Source organism: Chitinophaga sp. LS1 (assembly GCF_034274695.1).
GTDB lineage: Bacteria > Bacteroidota > Bacteroidia > Chitinophagales > Chitinophagaceae > Chitinophaga.
On record NZ_CP128362.1, the window covers coordinates 337,650 to 359,032 of the forward strand.

The window sequence follows — 21,383 nt, forward strand, 5'->3', positions numbered from 1 at the left end:
AATCATATCAGACTGTGGAAGTAAAGAAAGACATATTGTGGAGAGTGTATCTGTGCTTTATCGGCATGGTGCTGTTTGGTGTGGCTATAATTATAAAGGTGTTCTTTCTCCAGAACGTTGAAGGAAATTACTGGCGAAGCATGGCAGACAGCCTGCACACCCGCTACGTAACCCTCGACGCAGACCGGGGTACCATCTACTCCGAAGAAGGCAGGATGTTATCAACATCCATCCCCTACTTCGATGTAAGAGTCGATTTCGCAGCAGATGGGCTCACCGATAAAAATGGAAAGATCTTCAAGGACAATGTTGACTCATTGTCCATTTGTCTTTCAAAGACTTTTCAGGACCACACCCCGCTGGAGTATAAAAATATCCTCCGCGAAGGCTATAAAAACAAAGACAGATACTTTCTCCTGAAAAGAGATATCTCGTTTACCCAGTATCAGCTCCTCCGACAATTTCCCATGTTCAGACTAGGGAAAAATAAAGGAGGCCTGATCGCGGAAACAAAAAACAAACGCATTAACCCCTTCAAACTGCTGGCTAACAGAACCATCGGTTTGAGCAGGCAAAATGCACAGAACGTAGGTCTCGAAAGGACCTACGATAACTATTTAAGCGGTACCACCGGTAAAAGACTGATGCGCCGCATCGCTGGCGGTACTTTCGTCCCCGTCGAAGGTTATGATATTGAACCCGAAAACGGGCACGATGTGATCACCACCATCGACGTAAACATGCAGGATATCGTTGAAACCGCCCTCATGAACATGATGGTCGCCAACGAAGCAGATAACGGTACCTGCATCCTGATGGAAGTGAAAACCGGCAAGATCAAAGCAATCGCCAACCTGGGCAGACAACCAGATGGCAGCTATTTCGAGGATATGAACTATGCCCTCAGAGCAACAGAGCCCGGCTCTACGTTCAAACTGGCTACCGTCATCTCCGTACTCGACGACAAATACGCCACCATGAACAACATGGTGAACCTGCAGGAAGGTAAGTGGCAGATTGGACGCAGAACCGTATTTGACTCCGAACCACACCCAGGCCAGACAAACGTAACTATTAAACACGCGTTCGAACTGAGCTCTAATGTGGGAATGGCAAAACTGGCCTATCAGTTCTATAATAAAAAACCAAACGACTTCGTCTGGCACCTGAGAAAACTCAAGCTCGACAAGCCAACCGGTATAGACCTCGTAGGTGAAGACCAACCGGTCATCAAAACCACCGCCAGCAGAACATGGAGCGCTACCAGCCTTCCATGGATGGCTTTCGGTTACGAAGTATTAATAAGCCCGTTGCAAACCTGCATGCTCTACAACGCAGTAGCTAACAACGGTAAAATGATGAAGCCTTACCTGGTGAACTCCATTAATGAATATGGTAAATCAGTTAAGACCTTCGAACCTGAAATCGTAATGGATAGCATCTGCTCTTCCAATACACTGGCACAGGTAAAAGCAATGTTGGAAGGAGTCGTAATGAATGGAACGGCCAGATCATTGTGGTCATCATATTACAGCTTTGCCGGTAAAACCGGTACCGCCCTGGTAGCGAATGCTAACCGGGGTTATGCCGATAAAATATACCAGTCCTCTTTCGCAGGATATTTTCCTGCCAAAGACCCGCAGTTCACCTGTGTTGTGGTTATCAAAAACAAACCACATGCAGCTAAGTTCTACGGCGCCTCTGTAGCAGGACCCGTTTTTCGCGAAGTTGCAGACAAACTGTATGCGATCGCTGTTGAAAAACAACAACCTATGCGTGCTAACCTGATGCTGGATACATTGCTGGCATTCAAAAACAGTAAAGCCCGTGATTGGAAAGAAATCACTACCGCACTGGATCTACCCGTTGAAGGCGATGTGAATAACAACAATTGGGTAAGCGCAAAGGTGACTGACAAAAAGGTAAACTTTGCACAGGTAACGCAGGCAAAAGGTAGCGTACCCAATGTAACAGGAATGGGATTAAAGGATGCTTTGTACCTCCTCGAGAATGCCGGTTTACGTGTGGTGGTAAGAGGTGCTGGTAAAGTCACCAACCAATCCATTCCAGGTGGTACACAATTAGAAAAAAATCAAACGATAGTCATAGAACTGAGTTAATGAAAACATTGCGTGACATATTATATAATGTAAACATCGTGGCTGTAAAAGGGTCAACCGATACCGCCGTGAATGCACTGAACATCGACTCCAGAGCCATCAGGCCTGGAGATGCTTTCATTGCAATCAGAGGTGTACATGCTGATGGTCACCTCTTCATTGACAAAGCTGTACAACAGGGTGCCGCTGTCGTGATCTGTGAAGACCTGCCTGCACAAACTGCCGACAACGTAGTCTATGTTCAGGTTAGCAGCAGCGCTACCGCCGCTGGTGTAATAGCAGGTAACTTCTACGACAACCCATCTCACAAGGTGCAACTCGTAGGCGTAACCGGTACCAATGGTAAAACGACCATCGCTACCCTCCTGTTCAAACTATTCAGTGCGCTCGGCTACCATTGCGGAATGCTCTCCACCGTACAGAACCAGATCGGTGACAGGATCGTTCCTTCTACCCATACCACCCCGGATCCCATTCACCTGAATGCACTCCTGGCAGATATGGTCACTGATGGTTGTGACTACGTGTTCATGGAAGTAAGCTCTCACGCTATTCACCAACAAAGAATAGCAGGGCTGAAATTTGCCGGAGGCATCTTCAGCAATATCACCCACGATCACCTGGACTATCACAAAACCTTCGACGAATACATCAGGGTAAAGAAATCCTGGTTCGATGGTTTGCCAGCTACAGCATTCGCCCTCACTAACCTCGACGACAAAAGAGGCAATGTGATGCTGCAGAACACCAAAGCGAAAAAACAAACTTATAGCCTGCGCACCGTTGCTGACTTTAAGGGAAAAATATTGGAGAATAACCTCACTGGCCTGATCATGATGATCAATGAGACAGAAGTACACTTCCGCCTCATCGGTGAGTTCAATGCATATAACCTGCTGGCCGTATACGGAGCCGCTACCCTGCTCGGTCAGGACAAAGCCCGCATATTACAGGCACTCAGTGATCTGTCAGGTGCTGAAGGACGTTTCGATTACATCGTGTCTCCCAATCAGCGCATCATCGGTATCGTGGATTATGCACATACCCCCGATGCTTTGCTCAATGTGCTGGCGACTATCAAAAACCTGCGCAAAGGCAACGAACAAGTCATTACAGTAGTAGGTTGCGGCGGCGACCGTGACACAGCAAAACGCCCTGTGATGGCCGAAGTAGCAGTAGAACGCAGTGATAGAGTGATCCTTACCTCCGATAATCCCCGTTCAGAAGATCCGAACGAAATTATCAGACAAATGGAAGCCGGTGTACCCGTAAATCTTAAAAAGAAAGTACTGTCTATCACCGACCGTAAAGAAGCGATCAAAACAGCTATCAGCCTCGCAAATCCTGAAGACATCATTCTCATAGCTGGTAAAGGCCATGAGAAATACCAGGAAATACAAGGCGTGAAACATCCTTTTGACGACAAACAGGTGCTGGATGAGATGATGCGGTTGATGGAGAAATAACAACTAACGAACAACTAACTAACAAATAACTACTAACTAACAGTATGCTTTATTACTTATTCAATTATTTGAAAACGTTAAATTTCAGCGGTAGCGGGATGTTTCAATTCATCACGTTCCGTGTGACAATGGCGTTACTGTTATCCCTGGTAATCTCTCTCTTGTTAGGTAAAAGTATTGTAAAATTCCTCCAGAAAAAACAGATCGGGGAAACCATCCGTGACCTCGGCCTGGCAGGTGAGAACAGTAAGAAAGGCACCCCTACCATGGGTGGTCTTATCATCCTGGCAGCTATCGTTATTCCTACCCTGCTGTTCGCACAGGTAAAAACCGTTTACATCTGGCTCATGTTGCTCTGCACCGTTTGGCTGGGCCTGATCGGTTTCCTGGACGATTATATCAAGGTATTCAAAAAGAACAAAGAAGGTCTGGCCGGTAAGTTCAAGATCCTGGGCCAGGTTGGTTTAGGTATCATCATTGGCAGCACTTTGTATTTCAATGAAAACGTAGTGATCTCCCGCGAGATCATTGGCGCGAAGAAACTCGCCCCCTACGAAAGAGTAGTGGCCAAATCGGAAAGAGTGACGAAAGAAGGACATCGCTTTGCGGATGTGAAGACGCCGATCACTTCTATCCCATTTGTAAAGAACCATGAATTCAACTACGCCAAACTGATCTCCTGGATCCCTGGCGCAGAGAAATATACTTACGTCCTCTATATCCTCATCGTGATCATCATCATAACGGCAGTGTCCAATGGTGCAAATCTCACAGATGGATTAGATGGCTTGGCCACGGGTGTATCTGCGGTCATAGGCGTTTGTCTCGGCATATTCGCCTATGTATCCGGTAATATTCAGTTCGCCGAATACCTGAATATCATGTACATCCCTAACCTGGGTGAACTGTCCATATTCATTGCTGCCTTTGTAGGTGCCTGTGTAGGTTTCCTCTGGTACAATGCTTATCCTGCACAGGTGTTCATGGGCGATACAGGTAGTCTGGCTTTGGGAGGCATCATCGCTTCCCTGGCTATCATTGTAAGAAAAGAATTATTGATACCAATTTTCTGTGGTGTATTCCTGGTAGAAAATCTGAGCGTAGTATTACAGGTCTCCTACTTTAAGTATACCAAGAAAAAATATGGTGAAGGCAAGCGCATATTTCTGATGTCTCCACTTCACCACCATTACCAGAAGCTAGGTTACCATGAAAGTAAAATAGCAGTAAGGTTCTGGATCATAACAATCATGTGTGCAGTAGTTAGTATTGCAACATTAAAAATCAGATAAGCAAAATGACAAAGAAACTCATCATACTCGGAGCCGGTGAAAGCGGAATTGGTGCAGCCCTGTTAGGCAAGCAACAGGGGTATGATGTATTCGTGTCAGATGGTGGAACCATCAAGGATATTTATAAACAGGAACTCGCTGTAAATTCTATTCCTTTCGAGGAAGGACAGCATTCCTGGGATGTGATTTTAGGTGCCGATGAAATTGTTAAGAGCCCTGGCATTCCTGAAAAAACGGAACTGATGAAAAAGATCCGTGCGAAGGGAGTACCAGTGATCTCTGAAATCGAGCTCGCTTACAGGTTTAGCAAAGACGCTAAAATTATCGCCATCACTGGTAGCAATGGAAAGAGCACTACTACAGCGCTCACCTTCCACATCTTTGAGACAGCTGGTCTCAACGCCGCTATGGTAGGTAATATTGGTCTGAGTTATGCCCGTGTAGTGGCTACCGCACCGGCTGATTATTACATCGTCGAAGTAAGTAGTTTTCAACTCGACGATATTGTGGAGTTCAAGCCCAACGTGGCCATTCTGCTGAATATCACACCAGATCATCTGGATAGATATGACTACAAAATGGAGAACTATGTGGCGTCAAAATTCCGCATAACGATGAATCAGGGACCGGAAGATTTCTTTGTGTATTGCAAAGACGATCAGGAGATTAACAATTATTTGAAGAAGCAAACTATTTATTCAACATCAATACCCTTTACTATCATGGAACCGTTAAAGCAAGGAGGATTTATGGTAAACGATCAGGTAAACATTCAGGTTAATGATGAACCAGTTATCGTATCAATGTATGATCTCGCGCTTAAGGGCAAGCACAACTTGTACAATTCCATGGCAGCGGGTATTGCTGGTAGGACCATGGAGATAAGGAAAGAAAAAATTCGGGAGAGCCTGACTTCGTTCAAGAGTCTGGAGCACCGTATGGAGTACGTTGCCACTGTGCGTGGAGTGGATTTCATCAATGATAGTAAAGCTACCAATGTAAACTCCCTGTGGTTTGCACTGGAGAGCATGGAAACCCCGGTAGTGCTGATTATGGGAGGTGTGGACAAAGGAAATGATTATAGCGCTATCAGGGACCTGGTAAAAGAAAAAGTAAAAGCAATTATCTGCCTGGGTATAGACAATGCACCGATTCAGGATGCGTTATCAAAAGATACACCGGTAATGGTTGATACACGCAGTATGAAGGAAGCTGTGGAAGCAGCTTTTCAACATGCAGAAAAAGGTGATGTAGTTTTGCTTTCTCCGGCTTGTGCGAGCTTCGATCTGTTCAAGAACTACGAGGACAGAGGCAAGCAGTTCAAAGAAGCCGTGAGGGAACTATAATAAATCCGGGATATTCCGGAAACCAAAAAAGTTAAATGGACGGTATACTTCATAGGACAAAGGGTGACAAAGTGATTTGGACGATCGTGATCTTCCTCTCACTAGTGAGTCTGCTGGCGGTTTACAGCGCCACAGGTTCGCTTGCCTATCGCCTTCAGGGCGGTCATACGGAGTATTATCTCTTCAAACAACTGAGTGTATTAGTAATGGGATTGCTGATCATCTACTTTGCACACAGAGTAAATTATACCATTTACTCCCGTGTGGCACAGATAGGTTTTCTGCTCTCTATCCCTTTACTGATCTATACGCTGGCATTTGGTAGTCATATTAATGATGCAAGTCGCTGGATTAGACTGCCCGTTATTAATCTGACATTTCAGACTTCTGACGTAGCTAAGCTGGCCATATTCATGTATGTGAGCAGACAGCTTTCTAAAAGGCAGGGTAACATCACCGATTTTAAGAGAGGCTTTCTGCCGATCATTATTCCGGTGGGTATCATCTGTATACTGATCATGCCTGCAAACATGTCAACCGCATTGTTGCTGGGCGCCAGTTGTATGATCCTCTGTTTTATTGGCCGGGTACCTATCAGGTATCTGGTTGCCATGGTAGGTGCAGGTCTGGTGGCGATTGTACTGATGTTTGCAGTGGCAGCACTGACTGGAAAAAAGATGCGTACCGAAACATGGAAGAAGAGAATTGAACATTTCACTTCAGGTGATGATGATAAATCTGATTTACCATATCAGGTACAACAGGCAAACATTGCTATTGCAGGTGGTGGTGTGTTAGGCAAAGGTCCTGGAAACAGTACCCAGCGAAACTTCCTCCCACATGCTTATAGCGACTACATATATGCTACAATTATCGAGGAGTATGGTATCTTTGGCGCCTTTTTGATATTGATGGCCTACATGTTGCTATTATTAAGAAGTATCAGCTTGTTTAGAAAATGTCCCTATGCATTCGGCGCTTTCCTGGCAGTTGGTCTCAGCATCACATTAGTCATACAGGCACTGACAAATATGGCAGTGAATGTAGGGCTCTTTCCCGTAACAGGGGTCACGCTACCGCTGGTAAGTATGGGTGGATCCTCCGTGATCTTTACAAGTCTGGCTATAGGGATCATACTGAGTGTGTCTAGAAATGTGGAAGAACTGGAAGGTAAAAGAATAGAACAGGAAAGGATTGCAAAGGTAGTAGCTCAGCAAGCCGAAATAGAAGAATTTTAAAAACTAACATGAACATGCAACGCAGAATTATCATAGCAGGTGGTGGAACCGGAGGACATATCTTCCCGGCGATCGCTATTGCCAATGCGTTGAAAAAAATAGAACCAGCAACTGATATTCTCTTTGTAGGTGCCAAAGGAAAGATGGAGATGGAGAAAGTACCGCAGGCTGGTTACCGCATCGAAGGATTGGAAATAGCAGGATTCAACCGTAGCAATATGCTCAAGAACCTGTTGTTGCCGTTCAAGATTCTGAAAAGCCTGTCACAGGCCCGTAAGATCATTGACAGTTTCAAACCAGATGCCGTGGTAGGTGTGGGTGGTTACGCCAGCTTCCCTGTCATGCGCAAAGCACAGAAGAAAGGTATTCCTACCCTCATACAGGAACAAAATTCCTTTGCAGGGAAAGCCAATATGGCCCTGGGAAAGAAAGCCGCTAAGATCTGTGTCGCTTACGAAGGAATGGAGAAATTCTTCCCGGCTGATAAAATTGTAATGACAGGCAATCCTGTCAGAGGCAACATTACACAGTCTGCCGTATCAAAAGAAGATGCACTCGCACACTTTGGCCTTCTTACAGGTAAACAAACAGTATTCGCTGTGGGTGGTAGCCTGGGAGCAAAAGCCATCAACGAGGCATTGGCGCCCATACTCGCCACTTTTGTAGAGAAGGATATTCAACTGATCTGGCAAACAGGTAAGCCTTACTTTGAAACAGCGAAAGCCGCTGCAGCACCATACGCCTCTCATGTAAAGGTGTATGAGTTTATCAACGTAATGGACTTCGCCTACAAGGCTGCGGATGTTGTTGTATCACGTGCAGGTGCACTGGCCATCGCCGAACTTTGTGTAGTGAAGAAACCTGTCATCTTCGTGCCCTACCCTTTTGCGGCCGAAGACCATCAGACCTTCAATGCAAAAAGTCTGGTAGATAAAAAGGCCGCCATCCTCATTAAAAATGATGATGCAGCCGCTCAATTAGGAAATACTTTATTCAGTCTGTTACAAAACAATGCGTTGTTGCAACAACTGGAAGAGAATATAGCAAAACTGGGAAATTCAAATGCTGATATGGTCATTGCTAAACAGGTTTTAGCACTGATTAAATAAAAGGATAAGTAAAAATGGATCTGAACAACATACAACGCGTTTACTTCATTGGAATCGGAGGCATCGGTATGAGCGCCATCGCCCGCTTTTTTAATGAAAAAGGTGTGCATGTGAGTGGTTACGACCGTACCGAAACACCGCTGACCCGTCAGCTGGCTGAAGAAGGTATGCAGATTCATTACTCGGATGATGTGAACCTGCTGGACAAAGATGTACAGCTGGTTGTATACACTCCCGCTATCCCAGGTACCCATTCAGAATTGATCTGGTACCGTAAGAACGAATACGAAGTAGTAAAACGAAGCGACGTATTGCAGGAGATCACGAAAGAGTTGTTCGCCATCACCGTAGGTGGTACACATGGCAAAACAACCATCTCTACCCTTACCGCTCACATACTGCGTCATAGTGGCTATGGTTGCAACGCCTTTCTCGGTGGTATCAGCGCCAACTACGACCGTAACTTCTGGAGCAGTGATAAACAGGTAGCCGTGATCGAAGCAGATGAGTATGACCGTTCATTCCTGAAACTTCACCCGGATATCGCGATCCTCACCGCTATGGATGCAGATCACCTGGATATCTACGGTACAGAAGCAGACATGCAGGATGCCTTCGTACAGTATACTGCGAACATCAAACCCAATGGTACGCTGATCGCAAAACTGGGATTACCCCGTGCAACAGAACTAAAGGGTGATAATAAACGTTGGTATCACCTGAAAGATACACAGGCAAATATTTATGCGACCAATATCAGAACAGTTGACGGTGGTTACCTGTTTGATGTAGTAGAGCAGGACTGGCACATTCACGATGTACAACTGCCTATCGGTGGCACGCACAATATTGAAAATACAGTGGCAGCCATCACAGTGGCGCACCTATTAGGCATAGATGCCGCAAAGATCAAAGCAGCGATTGCTGATTTCAAGGGCATCAAACGTCGCTTTGAATACCTGGTGAAGAACGATTACCAGGTATACATAGACGATTACGCACATCATCCGGAAGAATTGCGCGCCCTCATTAGCAGTGCCCGCAGCTTATTCCCCGACAAGCGCTGTACAGTCATCTTCCAGCCACACTTGTATACCCGTACACGTGACCTGGCCGAAGGATTTGCTGAGAGCCTGTCCCTGGCAGATGAAGTGCTGCTGTTACCCATCTATCCAGCCAGAGAGTTACCCATCGAAGGGGTGCACAGTGAGATCCTGGCGGAAAAGATGACAGTACCAGTACAGGTGATACAGAAAGAAGATGTATTGGCCTGGGTAAAATCGAATAGTGTACCATTGCTCATCACAGCTGGTGCCGGTGACATTGACCAATTCAGAGATCCGATAAGAGAAATATTGAACGGAGAGAAAGTGAAAGAGTAGACAAAAAAAATTTAAACCCAAATGCAAACCAAGACCCGCCGGGCATTAAAACGAATAGGTAGTGTACTGCTCTGGACAGCGGTATTGACTGGATTCGTGATCCTGCTTGTTGCGGCAGTGCAGGACAAAGAAGAGGGTAAATGCAGGGGGATCGTTGTAAAACTGGTGGGTGACGAGAACAACTTTTTTATAGAAGAGAAAGATATAAAAGTGTTGGTAGCTGGCGACAGGAATTTAAATCCAGTAGGCAAGCCCATAAAAGAGATAAACATCGCAGCATTGGAGAAGATAGTAGCCCGTGATCCCTGGGTAAAAACTGCGAACATCTTTGTGGACAACCAACGAAAGCTCAACGTCAAAGTCGCTCAGCGAGAGCCCGTAGCAAGGATATTTACCTTAGCAGGAAATACTTACTACCTCGACAAAGATGGAGAAAGAATACCGGTATCGGCCCGCTATACAGCAAGAGTACCGGTGTTCACAGATTATCCGTCAGACGCTGCAAAAGTGCAAAAGGCAGACAGCGCATTGACCGCAGGCATCATGGAGATAGGCAGCTTCATACAAAGCGACCCTTTCTGGACTGCACAGGTAGAACAGGTAGTGATCACTCCCCAGCGTGAGTTTGAAATCATACCAACACTGGGCGATCACGTGATACTGTTTGGAGACGGAACCGATGTAACAAAAAAATTTAACAAACTGCTGGCGTTCTATAAAGAGGGGTTAAGTAAAGTAGGATGGAACAATTACGCAAAAATCAATGTTGCATATGAAAACGAAGTAGTTTGCACACGGAGAAGCGGGGAGGAATTATCGAAAAAGCTGGCCGCTGAAGACAGCGCGAAATTAGCCAGCACCGGCGATACACTGGCGAGGATAATGGTGCACGGAAATGATTCAGTGCAACCAGAAGCGGCAAAGCTTGAAGCTTCAATCAGAGTGGTACCAGCCAGAACGACGGCGTCAAAACCAAGAAATTCAAAAGACAAGTCGTCTGGAAAAAAGGAACCAAAGGCAGTGTATAAGCCGGGTAGAAATTAGTAACACAACAAAAAACTATAGAAACGCCATGAATCAGGAAGCTCCTATCATTGTAGGTCTTGATATTGGAACTACAAAGATTGCTGCCATTGCAGGTCGAAAAAACGAATTCGGGAAACTGGAAATCCTGGGGTTCGGTAAAGCCCCGTCTTTTGGTGTTCAGCACGGAATGGTGCTGAATATTGATCAGACGATAAAGGCGATACGTCAGGCCCTGGAGAACTGCTATGCTTCTAATCCAAACCTGGAGATCAATGAAGTGTATGTTGGCATTGCAGGTCATCACATCAAGAGCCTGCAGACCCGTGGCGATATCGTGCGTAGCGATACCGAAGCGGAAATATCCCAGAAAGATATTGATCAACTGATAAATGACCAGTATAAAACGGTGATCCCCGCCAGTGACCAGATCATTGACGTGATCCCACAACAATATATTGTTGATAGCCTCCAGAACATTACTTACCCGATCGGGATGAGCGGTGTGAAGGTGGGTGCGAACTTCCATATCATCACTGGTGATAAGAATGCGATTCGCAATATCAACCGTAGTGTGGAGAAATCCGGACTGAAGATCCACGACCTCGTGCTTCAGCCCCTGGCTTCTGCTGCTGCCGTCATGTGTGATATGGACTTCGAAGCAGGCGTAGCCATCGTAGATATCGGTGGTGGTACTACAGACCTGGCAGTGTTCTACGAAGGTATCCTGAAGCACACAGCCGTAATTCCTTACGGTGGTGAGAATATCACCAACGATATCAAGAACGGTCTCGGTGTACTGAAAACGCAGGCAGAACAAATGAAAGTGCAATTCGGTTACGCACTGGCTGATGAAGCAAAAAGCAATGCTTACATCACCATCCCCGGACTGCGCGGACAAAGCCCTAAAGAGATTTCAGTGAAGAACCTGGCGCACATCATACAGGCACGTATGAGTGAAATCATGGACTTCGTCATTTATCATCTCAAGCAGATTGGTATGGACAACAAGATGCTCAATGGTGGTATCATCCTCACAGGTGGTGGCTCCCAGCTGAAACATCTGATCCAGCTCACAGAATATACTACCGGTGTAAGCGCACGAATCGGGTATCCGAACGAGCACCTGGCTTCCGGTCATACCGACGAGCTGACCAAACCAATGTATGCAACATGCATAGGTCTTATTCTCAAAGGTTATAACGATTACGAGAATGACCGCAGAGCGATGGAAGAAAATTACGTTAAGATCAATACCAGCTATGTCGCAAAGGAGCAGGCCTCAAAAGCCGCTACAGAAACGGATAGCAGCTGGGAAGATGATGCACCGTCAGTTGAAGAGATTCAGGCAAGAAAAGCGAGAGAAAGAAATGCCTCGCTGAAAACATTCCTCGACAGAATGAAAACGAAGATCATCGACATGTTCACCGAAGAAGAGGATGCAAAACTTTAACAGGGTATTTTTCCGAGAATGGCGTAATTGTTGCAGCCATAAACGATTTGAAATCAGATAATTAATATTCGGATAATGGTAGTGGGTTCTACCACTACCAATAATTACTAACTATAGAAGAATTTGTGGGCATTATTAATTATACTAACTAACCCATAAAAGAGATAGAGTCATGATACATTTTGATCTTCCCAAAGAAAAGTCTTCCATCATCAAAGTGATAGGCATTGGTGGTGGCGGAAGCAACGCGGTGAACCACATGTTCAACCAGCGCATTGAGGGTGTGAATTTTATCATCTGTAATACAGATGCGCAGGCTATCTCCAATAGTCCTGTACCTAATAAAATTCAGTTAGGTCCGCACCTGACACAGGGTCTGGGTGCTGGTGCCAACCCCCGCATCGGTGAACAGGCCACTGAAGAATCCTTTGAAGAAATCAAAAAGATCTTAGAGGTGAATACCAAAATGGCATTCATCACGGCGGGTATGGGTGGTGGTACCGGGACAGGTGGCGCTCCGATCATCGCAAAGATCTGTAAAGAACTGGGTATCCTCACTGTGGGCATCGTTACTACTCCCTTCTCTTACGAAGGAAAGAAAAGGATGCAACAGGCAGATGATGGTGTAAACCGTCTGAAAGAATACGTCGATACACTGCTGATAATTTCTAATGATAAACTGCGCCAGAAGTTCGGCGACCTGAAGTTCAAAGCTGCTTTCGAAAAAGCAGATAACGTACTGGCTACCGCTGCTAAATGTATCACTGATGTGATCAACAGCACAGGTCAGATCAACGTGGACTTTGCGGACGTTTGTACCGTAATGCGCAATGGTGGTGTGGCTATACTCGGTGCTGCAACTGCAGAAGGTGAAAACCGCGCGCAGAAAGCAATCGAAGAAGCACTGACTTCACCGCTGCTGAATGATAACGACATCCGTGGTGCAAAATGGATTCTGCTCAACATCTCTTCTGCAGAAGGTGAATTTGAACACACACTGGATGAAATGGATACTATCCAGGCTTATGTACAAAGCCAGGCAGGTGAGGATTGCGATGTGATCCTCGGTGTTGGTTACGACCAGGATCTGGATCGTAAACTGGGTGTAACTGTTATCGCTACAGGTTTTGAACAAAAACCGATTCAGCAGGTAAAACAGGCCCCACAGGATCCATCTCATAATCAACCTAGAATCGTAATGGAACTGGGTCGTGAAGGTGATGAAAAAAAGATGAACACTCCCGTTAGCTCCAGCAACAATTCTATGTTCATTGAACCAACCGACCATATGGCGCCACGGTTGGTAGAGCCTGTGGTGACGCAGCCGGCTACAACGTTTGTAACTCCAGAACCTCCGGCAGAAAGTAGAAGCAGTTTTGCACTCAACATTGAGCCAGTAGGAACAACTGCTCCTACACCAGGCTACAACAATGTAAACGTAATACAGCCCAATAATCAGGCGGCTGGCGGATATCCTGCCAGACACATTTTTATTGAGCCGACTCCAACTCCACCTCCGGCAGAAACGCCAGAGATGAAGATCGTATTCCGTGAAGAAGAGCCAGGCACAGAGATGACAAATGATATGCAACAGCTGCATGCATTTGAAGAGCAATTAGAAGAGCAAAAGCGTAAACAGGCAGAGCGCGTAGCAAAACTGCGTAGCCTCAGCTTTAACGTGAAAGGCATCGATAATAATTCAGAAATTGAAAACGTTCCTGCATACATTCGTCGAAATATCAATCTCGATAATGGTGCTGGTTCTGCCGAGAATTTCTATTCTAACTATACAATTTCTGATAGTCCGAATAATCAGGCAGAAATCAATACGATCAATACTTTTTTAGATGGGAAAAAACCCGATTGATTATATTCGAACGTTTGATTGTTTTTTTAGTTGTGTTAAAGAAAGTCCTCTGGTTCTCCGGGGGACTTTTTTATTGGCCATCCCTGCTAATCATATGTTAATCATACTAATCCGTAAAATAATAATTTGATATTATTAACATAGTGTTAACTAATTCCTTGAAAAGATTAACGAACTTACTTGAGTGAACACACAAAATTCTAAACCTCAAAATTCTCCCTCAAAATGGATACAACACAGTCTATATCAAATTCATCCTGAAAAAAATTCCGCTTTTTTTTGATGAGCAAACTAACAGGTCTTATTTTGATATTAACACGTTCATAACAGCATTCTCATTCTCTTACCTATGGTTGTGAAAGATTGTCCGTGAACAGATGAAACACGCTACCAACCAAATCCTAACTGAATTCAGCGCTTACTCTTTTCTTCATATAAGAATGCAAAAAATTTCCTGACTTGAGGGATCAAGTCAACCCCTTCTATATTATTTTGAACCTGTGGCGATCAATCAAAACCACGGGTTATCACAGTTAGTTTTCCCTGCATTGTTGCTACAAAAAAAAGGTTGATATTCATCTCGACAACGCGAAAAGACGCATTAGTACTCTGATTATCAGCAGTAAAGGGCAATTATTTTGCTTAAAAATCCACCTTTTGTAACTATGAAAAACTTGACCAGGAACAGCACTCCTATTTCGCTGAAAGTATCTGTACATGCATGGCGAAAGATTGAAGACGTTAAAAAGTCAATCGACACATTAAATCTGAACAATGACTTTCAGTTAACATTAGGACAGATCGCCCAGAAGCATTACATGAGTAAAAGCATGATCAGCAAAACGTTTCGTCTTCGTTTTAATATCTCTATACACCAATATATTATTCAATTAAGAATGGAGCGGGCTAAGTCTCTGCTCGCGGGAAACAGCTCTCTGTCGATCTGTAAGGTAGCAGAAACGCTAGGTTATTCTATCTGCTCTAACTTTTCGAGAGATTTCAAAAAATACACAGGTATGCTCCCGCTTGAGCTGTCTAAGAAGGCAAATATGGCAGAGAACGGAGTTGAGGAAATAAATAGTAACCCAATTGTTTAATCCTAACTCAAATAATCATGGGAACCCAAAGCGTAGTACGTCCCAAAATTCTGTTAACTATTCTCCTTGTTTCATTAACATTAACAATTAAAGCACAAACGGAACAGGCATTTTTCTTTGCAGATAAAAAAGTTTGCTTGCCAGGAGATACAATCTGGTTAAGGATTTTTCTTCGCGATACTCTCCATACAACAAGTACTAATTTTTATGTGGAGCTTTATGATAATAAAAATTCTGACACCATAAGTTCACCTATCAGAAAATATATTTTTCCAGTAAAAGATGGAATTAGTATGGGGCAGGTAGATACACCTGATTCTGCTGGAATATATTGGCTGCGAGGTTATACACTGAATTCTCAAAATGAGCTAATCTATCCTTTTACAATTATCAATAATCCCAAGTATGTCGAAATAAAAGAATTGCAAGATAGTTCCCAACAAAAAAGTATGAAAACCAATAAGGTGAGCTATAATAAAGATCAGGACGGTATTTATATTCACCTTGATGAATCTGAATTTTCCAATTACTCTATTGCGATAACAAATGCAGAAAACCCCGATGTTTCAGTTCCTTACAGCAGACCTGTAAATAGAGGGAATCTACCAGTTTCAATGGATTCAACATATTTGAGCTATTCAATATCCGCAAGTAATACCAAGTTCGCAAACCAGGATCTCGTTATCATGCTTCAGAAAGATACGATGATGTCCACCCCACAATTGGTATCTCTAGACAATAATGCTACAGTATTATTTGATAATCTTTACTTTTTTGACTCGGCTCTTATCTATTACAAGCTCAATAAAAATAAGCGAGGAAAAGAATCATTAACATTAAATGTAAATCCCTCAAAATACCCAGAATTTAAACTTCCGGTTACTTCATTATACAAGAGTGAAAATATCGGGCTGTTCAGTGGAAATGATTCAATATCCTATATCATTGGTAAAAGAAACTTAAAAACCTATGTGGTAAAAAGCAAATGGAGTAATAGGAACATCGCACTCAACAAAAGGTATGTAATGTCTTCGCAATTTGGACCGATTGAGCAATTTGCTTTCGACCTAAGAGACCCTGCTATAACAAAAAACTATAGTTCTCTATTTGATTTTATGTACAAAACGCTTCCAAAAGGTTGGGCACTTCACAGCCTTGGATTTATGACAGGATCGTGCAGAGAAGGCGTATTGTATTACGAAGATGAAAGACGTGTAAACGGAGAATATTTAAACACACAACCCCTAAGTCGATATGCTTATTTTAAAGCATACTCTGACTTACAACCTTGTCCTTGTATTTTACTATATACACGGAAAGGAAATGATTTAAATAGCCTGCCTTCCGAAATGAAAACACTAGCAATAAAAGGTTTTGATAAACCACTACAATGGACATCTCCAGATAAAATCACCTATCATTGGAATCCTTTTGTAACTGATGCTGAATACAAATTTAAAATTCCCGCAAAAAAATTCAAACTACAAATAATGGGGGTCAAGCAAGATGGCACCCCTTTCTATTATAATAAATTGTTCAATGAAAATGAAATCAATTCAACTACTGCGATTTAGATACTCCCCATTTATTAGACAGCAATAGGTGGGTTATTAATTAAAGAATCAAATCTATTACTACTACTATAAACTTTTTCTTTTTTTGGTTCTTTTTTTCTTTTTGTGGATAGCTGTGAATATGTGGATAACTTATCAGCTGCTCCATAAACCTCAGCAGGAGTCTTATATTCCAGGCCCTGATGCTTTCGTTCCCAGTTGTAGAATTCCACATATCTGTGAATTCCCTTGTATAAATCCAGTGTACTATCATAAGCATTGAGATAGATATTCTCATACTTGATACTACGCCAAAATCTCTCGATTGCGATATTGTCAGTGGCTCGTCCTATTCCATCCATGCTTAGGCGAATCTCAGCACCTAATACTGTTGTTGTAAATCCTTCGCTTGTAAACTGGCTGCCCTGATCCGTATTTAAGATCTCTGGTGCCCCATAAATAGAAATAGCTTTTTCAAGCGCTTCCAGACAAAATTCCACTGTCATGGTATTGCTGAGTGTCCAGGATAACAGATAGCGGCTATTCCAGTCTATAATCGCACACAGGTACATAAAACCCTTCGGCATTGGAATATAAGTGATATCCATACTCCAAACCATATTATTCCGATCAATTTTCAGGTTCCGAAGCAGGTAAGGATATGTTTTGTGCCACTTGCATGCCTCACTTGTATTAGGGACCGGATATATGGCCGAAATATCCATTTCCCGCATCAATCGCCTTATTCGCTTCACATTAACCTGTACTTCTGGTGTACTTAGATGTTTTGCCATGCGCTCTGCCCCAAAATAGGGATGTTCCAAATGCATACGGTCTATCTGCTCCATCAAGGCCAGGTTCTGTTTGCTTTCTCCTTTGGGCTCATGGTAATGGCTGCTTCGCGATACTTCCAGCAACTGACACTGACGAACAATACTGAGCTTATTGTCATCCTTACTTACTAAAGCCATCCTTCCAGTTCTTCCCAAATGCCTGTTCAGATTTTTTTTTCAACCAGTCGACCTCTACCTTGAGTTGACCGATTTGCTTATATAGTTCGTCTTTTTCTTCCTGGTGATCTGATGCATCTGCACCTGCCTTCTTACCCTGGTCAAACACATCCTCTGACCCTGATAGTAGTTGCTTCTTCCACTCCGTTATCTGAGTAGGATGTATATCATACTTTTCTGCCAGCTCGGCCAATGTCATCTGTTCTTTTAAGGCTTCGATAGCTACTTTCGCTTTAAAGGCTGCATTGAACTTTCTTCTTCCCTTGTTCATATTGTAAATTTAAGATGTTTTTCCACTTAAACTTACTGTCCGTTTTTAGGGGAGTATTATAGATCATTTCAAAATAACTTGATTCAGAAAGATTCAATTAGATCAAATTTTGCTCCGTTTTGATATATGCTTGTACTATAAAAATTTGTTACTTCACAAACCTGAAATGCATACTAGGCAGATTTACCCCATTTTTTAATTTGAAGCCTGAGATGTAAGAAATCTGGTCAATTAGAAATAAATCTCATTGGCCAGATTCAAATTCCCTAAAAAATAAGTTGTTATTAAATGCGAAAAGTTAGGAACCCATACATTGAAGTTGTTTAGTCTTTATTGAATTGTCTTTATACAAACACGAAACCCAGGAATAGTTGATCTTTGTTTTGCGAACCAAAAGATACTACCCTGGGAATCATAAGCGAAGGTATAATAAGAAAATGGATATTGCCGCATTTAAGTATAGGAAAGCGAGGATATAAGTCAAAAGTGGATTTGGTGAAAGTAGTAAGCTTGATATTAAAACGGTTAAAAACGGGCTGTCAGTGGCGAGAATTAAGTATTAAAGAATATTTCCCCAATGGTGAAATTACGTGGCAAGGCGTGTATTACTACTTTAATAAATGGAGCAGCGATGGATCGTGGAAACTTATCTGGATAAATCTTTTAAAGGAAAATCGCCAAATCCTTGATTTGTCTTCGATTCAATTAGATGGAAGTCATACACCATCGAAGCGAGGAGGCTATGCAGTAGGCTATCAGGGTCGAAAATCATGCAAAACGAGTAATAGTTTGTTTTTGAGTGACAATCAAGGCCAGATACTTAGTGTAAGCGAGCCACAATCCGGCAATCACAATGATCTTTATAATATTGTTTCAACTTTTGAAGAAATGCTAACCACCCTCGAAGAGGCTACAATAAATACGAAAGGATTGTTCTTAAATGCAGATGCAGGATTTGATGGAGGAGAATTCAGAGAATACTGTATGGAAAAGGAATTGGAAGCTAATATCGCTACCAATTCCCGTAATAGCAAGCAAACCAGTGAGTCATATCAATACTTTGATGATCAATTATATAAAAGACGCTACAAGATCGAACAAGCAAATGCCTGGATGGATAGCTTCAAAGCATTAATAATTAGATTTGAAACAAAAGCGGCTAACTGGAGAGCATTACAATGGATCGCAATCTTAGTCCTCTTTTGTAAAAAATTAAAAGACTAAACAACTTCATTAAAAGAGATTTAATTACTGACACAATTTCATGTTTGTTTATTCTTCTCTTTATCTATGCAGCAATAAGTAAACTATTAGCTGGCAATACCTTCAAAGAACAAGTAGGTCAATCTCCTCTATTGACATCGTATTCATCTATAATAGTTATTCTTATTCCATTTATAGAAATATTTCTTTCAATACTCTTAATAAAAACCAAAACCAGACTAGCTGCTTTGTATGGCAGCTTTGGTCTCATGGTACTATTCACACTATACATAATTGCTATTACAAAACTTAGTGATTACATACCATGTTCTTGTGGGGGAATATTAGAAAGTATGAATTGGAATCAACACTTAGTATTCAATTGCATTTTCGTAGTACTGGCCATAATAGCTATTTTATTATATAAGCCAGCCAAACTTTAATTAATAAATTCCTCCAAATAACCAATAATTAATTGTTTTAAATAACAATCAGGGGATGCTGAAAACCTGTACCAGAGTAAGCAAATTCTCAAACAAACACAAATGAAAAATTTCAAATTTGTAGCAATTGCTTTAATGCTCGTTGCAACGTTAGGTGCATTTGGAAACAAGCGTATGAAACGATTTTTTGTTTATGCCGGTTGGGCCCACATTTATAGCTATGTGGTTTGCAACAGTGGCAGCCTTGACCCTATCTATCTCACTACAGGTGGTTGTGATGTAAATGGGTTCGGCGACGTATGCACTATTCAATTACAACCAGCTTATCCGGATGTATATACTTGTGAGTCTTTCCCATTAGTTTATCTCAGAAGACCATATTAATCAATAGGGATGAGATGGAAATATCTCATCCCTACTTCAATATAAATTAAATGACAAAAAAAAGAATTCAGCATCTTCTTATAATAACACTAATAGCTGTTTCCATTATACTTGTATTATATATACAATCGCCTTCTTACAGAAAAAATTTAAACGGATTTAAGAGATCCTTTATAAACTCAAAAATTGAGAGATTAGATAAATGGAAACTAATTGATAATGCCTGGCGAATAGCTGGTATTTCTGGCAATAACATCTATTTAAATAACATTAAATATTTGAATGTCCTGGCAAAATTTAACTTTGCCAAAAAAGACGCCCAAATCATTAAGATCAGTATTGATAATGCAGACACATCACATTTTGGAGATACTCGTCTTTATATAAATGATAGTACTTTTTATTTAATTGATGGAAACGCAAGAAGGGTTTATCAGGGCAAAACTGGACAGTGGAAAGCCCAATTCCTCAGATCAGATCGTATACAATTCCTCTCCGCCATCCCTCTCTCCTCCGGCTCCTTCCTCTATTACATGCTCACCCGCGATAACGGATTCTACCTTGCAAAAAAATCCATTGGTACGGATTCTCTTCAAAACGCCTTTGATCTCTTACAAAAACAACAAGACAAAGTATTCAGCAAAGACGGTAAATTCCTATTCGATAATTATTCATCTAAAGCAGTCTACACCTATTCATACAGAAACGAATTCATAGTCGCAGATACAAACCTCCACCTCCTCTACAGGGGCCATACTATCGATACCAACTCCATCGCCAAAATAACACTCTCCACACCCGATGAAAACGGTACCATAAAAATGGCCTCTCCACCACTCGTCGTAAACCGCAAATGCAGCGTTAGTCATGGCTACCTCTTCATAAACGGCGCCCTCAAAGCCGACAATCAATCAAAAAAACAATTCACCGACTCCCTCACAATAGATATATACGACCTTAAAGATGGAAAATACTGCTCAAGCTTTCTCATCCCAAATGAGAAAAAAATCAAACTCATGGAATTCAAAATGGAAGGTGATAAGTTAATTGCGCTATTTGATCAAACCCTAAAAGCATTCAAAGTTAGCATTCCAGGAATCAATCTTAACCGCTAATAAAATCATCC

Annotated in this window: 18 protein-coding genes; 16 read left to right on the forward strand and 2 right to left on the reverse strand. The window is 42.5% G+C overall.

Features of this window, described 5'->3' with window-relative positions; translation table 11 throughout:
- Positions 1-14 precede the first annotated feature (14 nt).
- From QQL36_RS01440 to QQL36_RS01495, 12 genes are all read left to right on the forward strand, one after another.
- Complete coding sequence (locus QQL36_RS01440; protein WP_321568659.1) at positions 15-2,120, forward strand: penicillin-binding protein; 2,106 nt, start codon at positions 15-17, stop codon at positions 2,118-2,120.
- Positions 2,120-3,586 (forward strand): UDP-N-acetylmuramoyl-L-alanyl-D-glutamate--2,6-diaminopimelate ligase, encoded by a 1,467-nt coding sequence (locus QQL36_RS01445; RefSeq protein WP_321568660.1) that lies wholly within the window; start codon positions 2,120-2,122, stop codon positions 3,584-3,586. Before QQL36_RS01440 ends, QQL36_RS01445 begins: the two co-directional genes overlap by 1 nt.
- A 98-nt stretch (positions 3,587-3,684) precedes the next feature.
- Positions 3,685-4,878: a phospho-N-acetylmuramoyl-pentapeptide-transferase gene (mraY, locus tag QQL36_RS01450; RefSeq protein ID WP_321568661.1), complete on the forward strand. Its 1,194-nt coding sequence runs from the start codon at positions 3,685-3,687 to the stop codon at positions 4,876-4,878.
- A 5-nt stretch (positions 4,879-4,883) separates the two neighbouring features.
- The gene (gene murD / locus QQL36_RS01455) at positions 4,884-6,224 is read left to right on the forward strand and encodes a UDP-N-acetylmuramoyl-L-alanine--D-glutamate ligase (protein WP_321568662.1); all 1,341 of its coding nucleotides are present in this window, start codon (positions 4,884-4,886) and stop codon (positions 6,222-6,224) included.
- Between the two features lie 35 nt (positions 6,225-6,259).
- On the forward strand, positions 6,260-7,462 hold the full coding sequence (locus tag QQL36_RS01460; RefSeq protein ID WP_083725655.1) for an FtsW/RodA/SpoVE family cell cycle protein: 1,203 nt from the start codon (positions 6,260-6,262) through the stop codon (positions 7,460-7,462).
- 14 nt (positions 7,463-7,476) lie between these two features.
- A complete protein-coding gene (gene murG, locus QQL36_RS01465; RefSeq protein ID WP_321568663.1) occupies positions 7,477-8,571 on the forward strand; it encodes an undecaprenyldiphospho-muramoylpentapeptide beta-N-acetylglucosaminyltransferase in 1,095 nt (364 codons plus the stop codon).
- Positions 8,572-8,585: 14 nt separating this feature from the next.
- Positions 8,586-9,953: a UDP-N-acetylmuramate--L-alanine ligase gene (gene murC / locus QQL36_RS01470; protein WP_083725657.1), complete on the forward strand. Its 1,368-nt coding sequence runs from the start codon at positions 8,586-8,588 to the stop codon at positions 9,951-9,953.
- 21 nt (positions 9,954-9,974) lie between these two features.
- Positions 9,975-10,997 (forward strand): cell division protein FtsQ/DivIB, encoded by a 1,023-nt coding sequence (locus tag QQL36_RS01475; RefSeq protein WP_083725659.1) that lies wholly within the window; start codon positions 9,975-9,977, stop codon positions 10,995-10,997.
- Positions 10,998-11,025: 28 nt separating this feature from the next.
- The gene (ftsA, locus tag QQL36_RS01480) at positions 11,026-12,429 is read left to right on the forward strand and encodes a cell division protein FtsA (protein WP_083725661.1); all 1,404 of its coding nucleotides are present in this window, start codon (positions 11,026-11,028) and stop codon (positions 12,427-12,429) included.
- A 172-nt stretch (positions 12,430-12,601) separates the two neighbouring features.
- On the forward strand, positions 12,602-14,296 hold the full coding sequence (ftsZ, locus tag QQL36_RS01485) for a cell division protein FtsZ (RefSeq protein ID WP_083725663.1): 1,695 nt from the start codon (positions 12,602-12,604) through the stop codon (positions 14,294-14,296).
- A 665-nt stretch (positions 14,297-14,961) separates the two neighbouring features.
- Complete coding sequence (locus tag QQL36_RS01490) at positions 14,962-15,393, forward strand: helix-turn-helix transcriptional regulator (protein ID WP_321568664.1); 432 nt, start codon at positions 14,962-14,964, stop codon at positions 15,391-15,393.
- 17 nt (positions 15,394-15,410) lie between these two features.
- Complete coding sequence (locus tag QQL36_RS01495; RefSeq protein ID WP_321568665.1) at positions 15,411-16,967, forward strand: hypothetical protein; 1,557 nt, start codon at positions 15,411-15,413, stop codon at positions 16,965-16,967.
- A gap of 14 nt (positions 16,968-16,981) precedes the next feature.
- Here the strand turns inward: QQL36_RS01495 and QQL36_RS01500 are convergent, their stop codons facing one another.
- Both QQL36_RS01500 and QQL36_RS01505 read right to left on the reverse strand, forming a co-directional pair.
- Positions 16,982-17,917 carry an IS3 family transposase gene (locus QQL36_RS01500; RefSeq protein WP_321567809.1) on the reverse strand — a complete coding sequence of 312 codons (936 nt, stop codon included), beginning with the start codon at positions 17,915-17,917 and terminating at the stop codon, positions 16,982-16,984.
- Positions 17,901-18,227: a transposase gene (locus QQL36_RS01505; protein WP_083730076.1), complete on the reverse strand. Its 327-nt coding sequence runs from the start codon at positions 18,225-18,227 to the stop codon at positions 17,901-17,903. Before QQL36_RS01505 ends, QQL36_RS01500 begins: the two co-directional genes overlap by 17 nt.
- Before the next feature lie 378 nt (positions 18,228-18,605).
- Here QQL36_RS01505 and QQL36_RS01510 point away from each other — a divergent pair, with 378 nt between their 5' ends.
- From QQL36_RS01510 to QQL36_RS01520, 4 genes are all read left to right on the forward strand, one after another.
- The gene (locus tag QQL36_RS01510) at positions 18,606-19,451 is read left to right on the forward strand and encodes a transposase (protein WP_220388919.1); all 846 of its coding nucleotides are present in this window, start codon (positions 18,606-18,608) and stop codon (positions 19,449-19,451) included.
- A gap of 23 nt (positions 19,452-19,474) precedes the next feature.
- A complete protein-coding gene (locus QQL36_RS35535) occupies positions 19,475-19,873 on the forward strand; it encodes a MauE/DoxX family redox-associated membrane protein (protein ID WP_415751062.1) in 399 nt (132 codons plus the stop codon).
- A gap of 174 nt (positions 19,874-20,047) precedes the next feature.
- Entirely contained in the window at positions 20,048-20,257 is a 210-nt protein-coding gene (locus QQL36_RS01515) for a hypothetical protein (protein ID WP_321568666.1), read from the forward strand.
- Positions 20,258-20,307: 50 nt separating this feature from the next.
- Entirely contained in the window at positions 20,308-21,372 is a 1,065-nt protein-coding gene (locus QQL36_RS01520) for a hypothetical protein (RefSeq protein WP_321568667.1), read from the forward strand.
- Positions 21,373-21,383: the final 11 nt, after the last annotated feature.

Excerpts from the sequence above, each read along its gene's own strand:
- ftsA (WP_083725661.1), top strand. The coding sequence starts at position 11,026 with ATGAATCAGGAAGCTCCTATCATTGTAGGTCTTGATATTGGAACTACA.
- QQL36_RS01515 (WP_321568666.1), top strand. The coding sequence starts at position 20,048 with ATGAAACGATTTTTTGTTTATGCCGGTTGGGCCCACATTTATAGCTAT.
- QQL36_RS01500 (WP_321567809.1), bottom strand. The coding sequence starts at position 17,917 with ATGGCTTTAGTAAGTAAGGATGACAATAAGCTCAGTATTGTTCGTCAG.
- murG (WP_321568663.1), top strand. The coding sequence starts at position 7,477 with ATGCAACGCAGAATTATCATAGCAGGTGGTGGAACCGGAGGACATATC.
- QQL36_RS01495 (WP_321568665.1), top strand. The coding sequence starts at position 15,411 with ATGGGAACCCAAAGCGTAGTACGTCCCAAAATTCTGTTAACTATTCTC.
- QQL36_RS01490 (WP_321568664.1), top strand. The coding sequence starts at position 14,962 with ATGAAAAACTTGACCAGGAACAGCACTCCTATTTCGCTGAAAGTATCT.
- QQL36_RS01520 (WP_321568667.1), top strand. The coding sequence starts at position 20,308 with ATGACAAAAAAAAGAATTCAGCATCTTCTTATAATAACACTAATAGCT.
- QQL36_RS01460 (WP_083725655.1), top strand. The coding sequence starts at position 6,260 with ATGGACGGTATACTTCATAGGACAAAGGGTGACAAAGTGATTTGGACG.
- murD (WP_321568662.1), top strand. The coding sequence starts at position 4,884 with ATGACAAAGAAACTCATCATACTCGGAGCCGGTGAAAGCGGAATTGGT.
- QQL36_RS01475 (WP_083725659.1), top strand. The coding sequence starts at position 9,975 with ATGCAAACCAAGACCCGCCGGGCATTAAAACGAATAGGTAGTGTACTG.
- mraY (WP_321568661.1), top strand. The coding sequence starts at position 3,685 with ATGTTTCAATTCATCACGTTCCGTGTGACAATGGCGTTACTGTTATCC.
- QQL36_RS01445 (WP_321568660.1), top strand. The coding sequence starts at position 2,120 with ATGAAAACATTGCGTGACATATTATATAATGTAAACATCGTGGCTGTA.
- ftsZ (WP_083725663.1), top strand. The coding sequence starts at position 12,602 with ATGATACATTTTGATCTTCCCAAAGAAAAGTCTTCCATCATCAAAGTG.
- murC (WP_083725657.1), top strand. The coding sequence starts at position 8,586 with ATGGATCTGAACAACATACAACGCGTTTACTTCATTGGAATCGGAGGC.
- QQL36_RS01505 (WP_083730076.1), bottom strand. The coding sequence starts at position 18,227 with ATGAACAAGGGAAGAAGAAAGTTCAATGCAGCCTTTAAAGCGAAAGTA.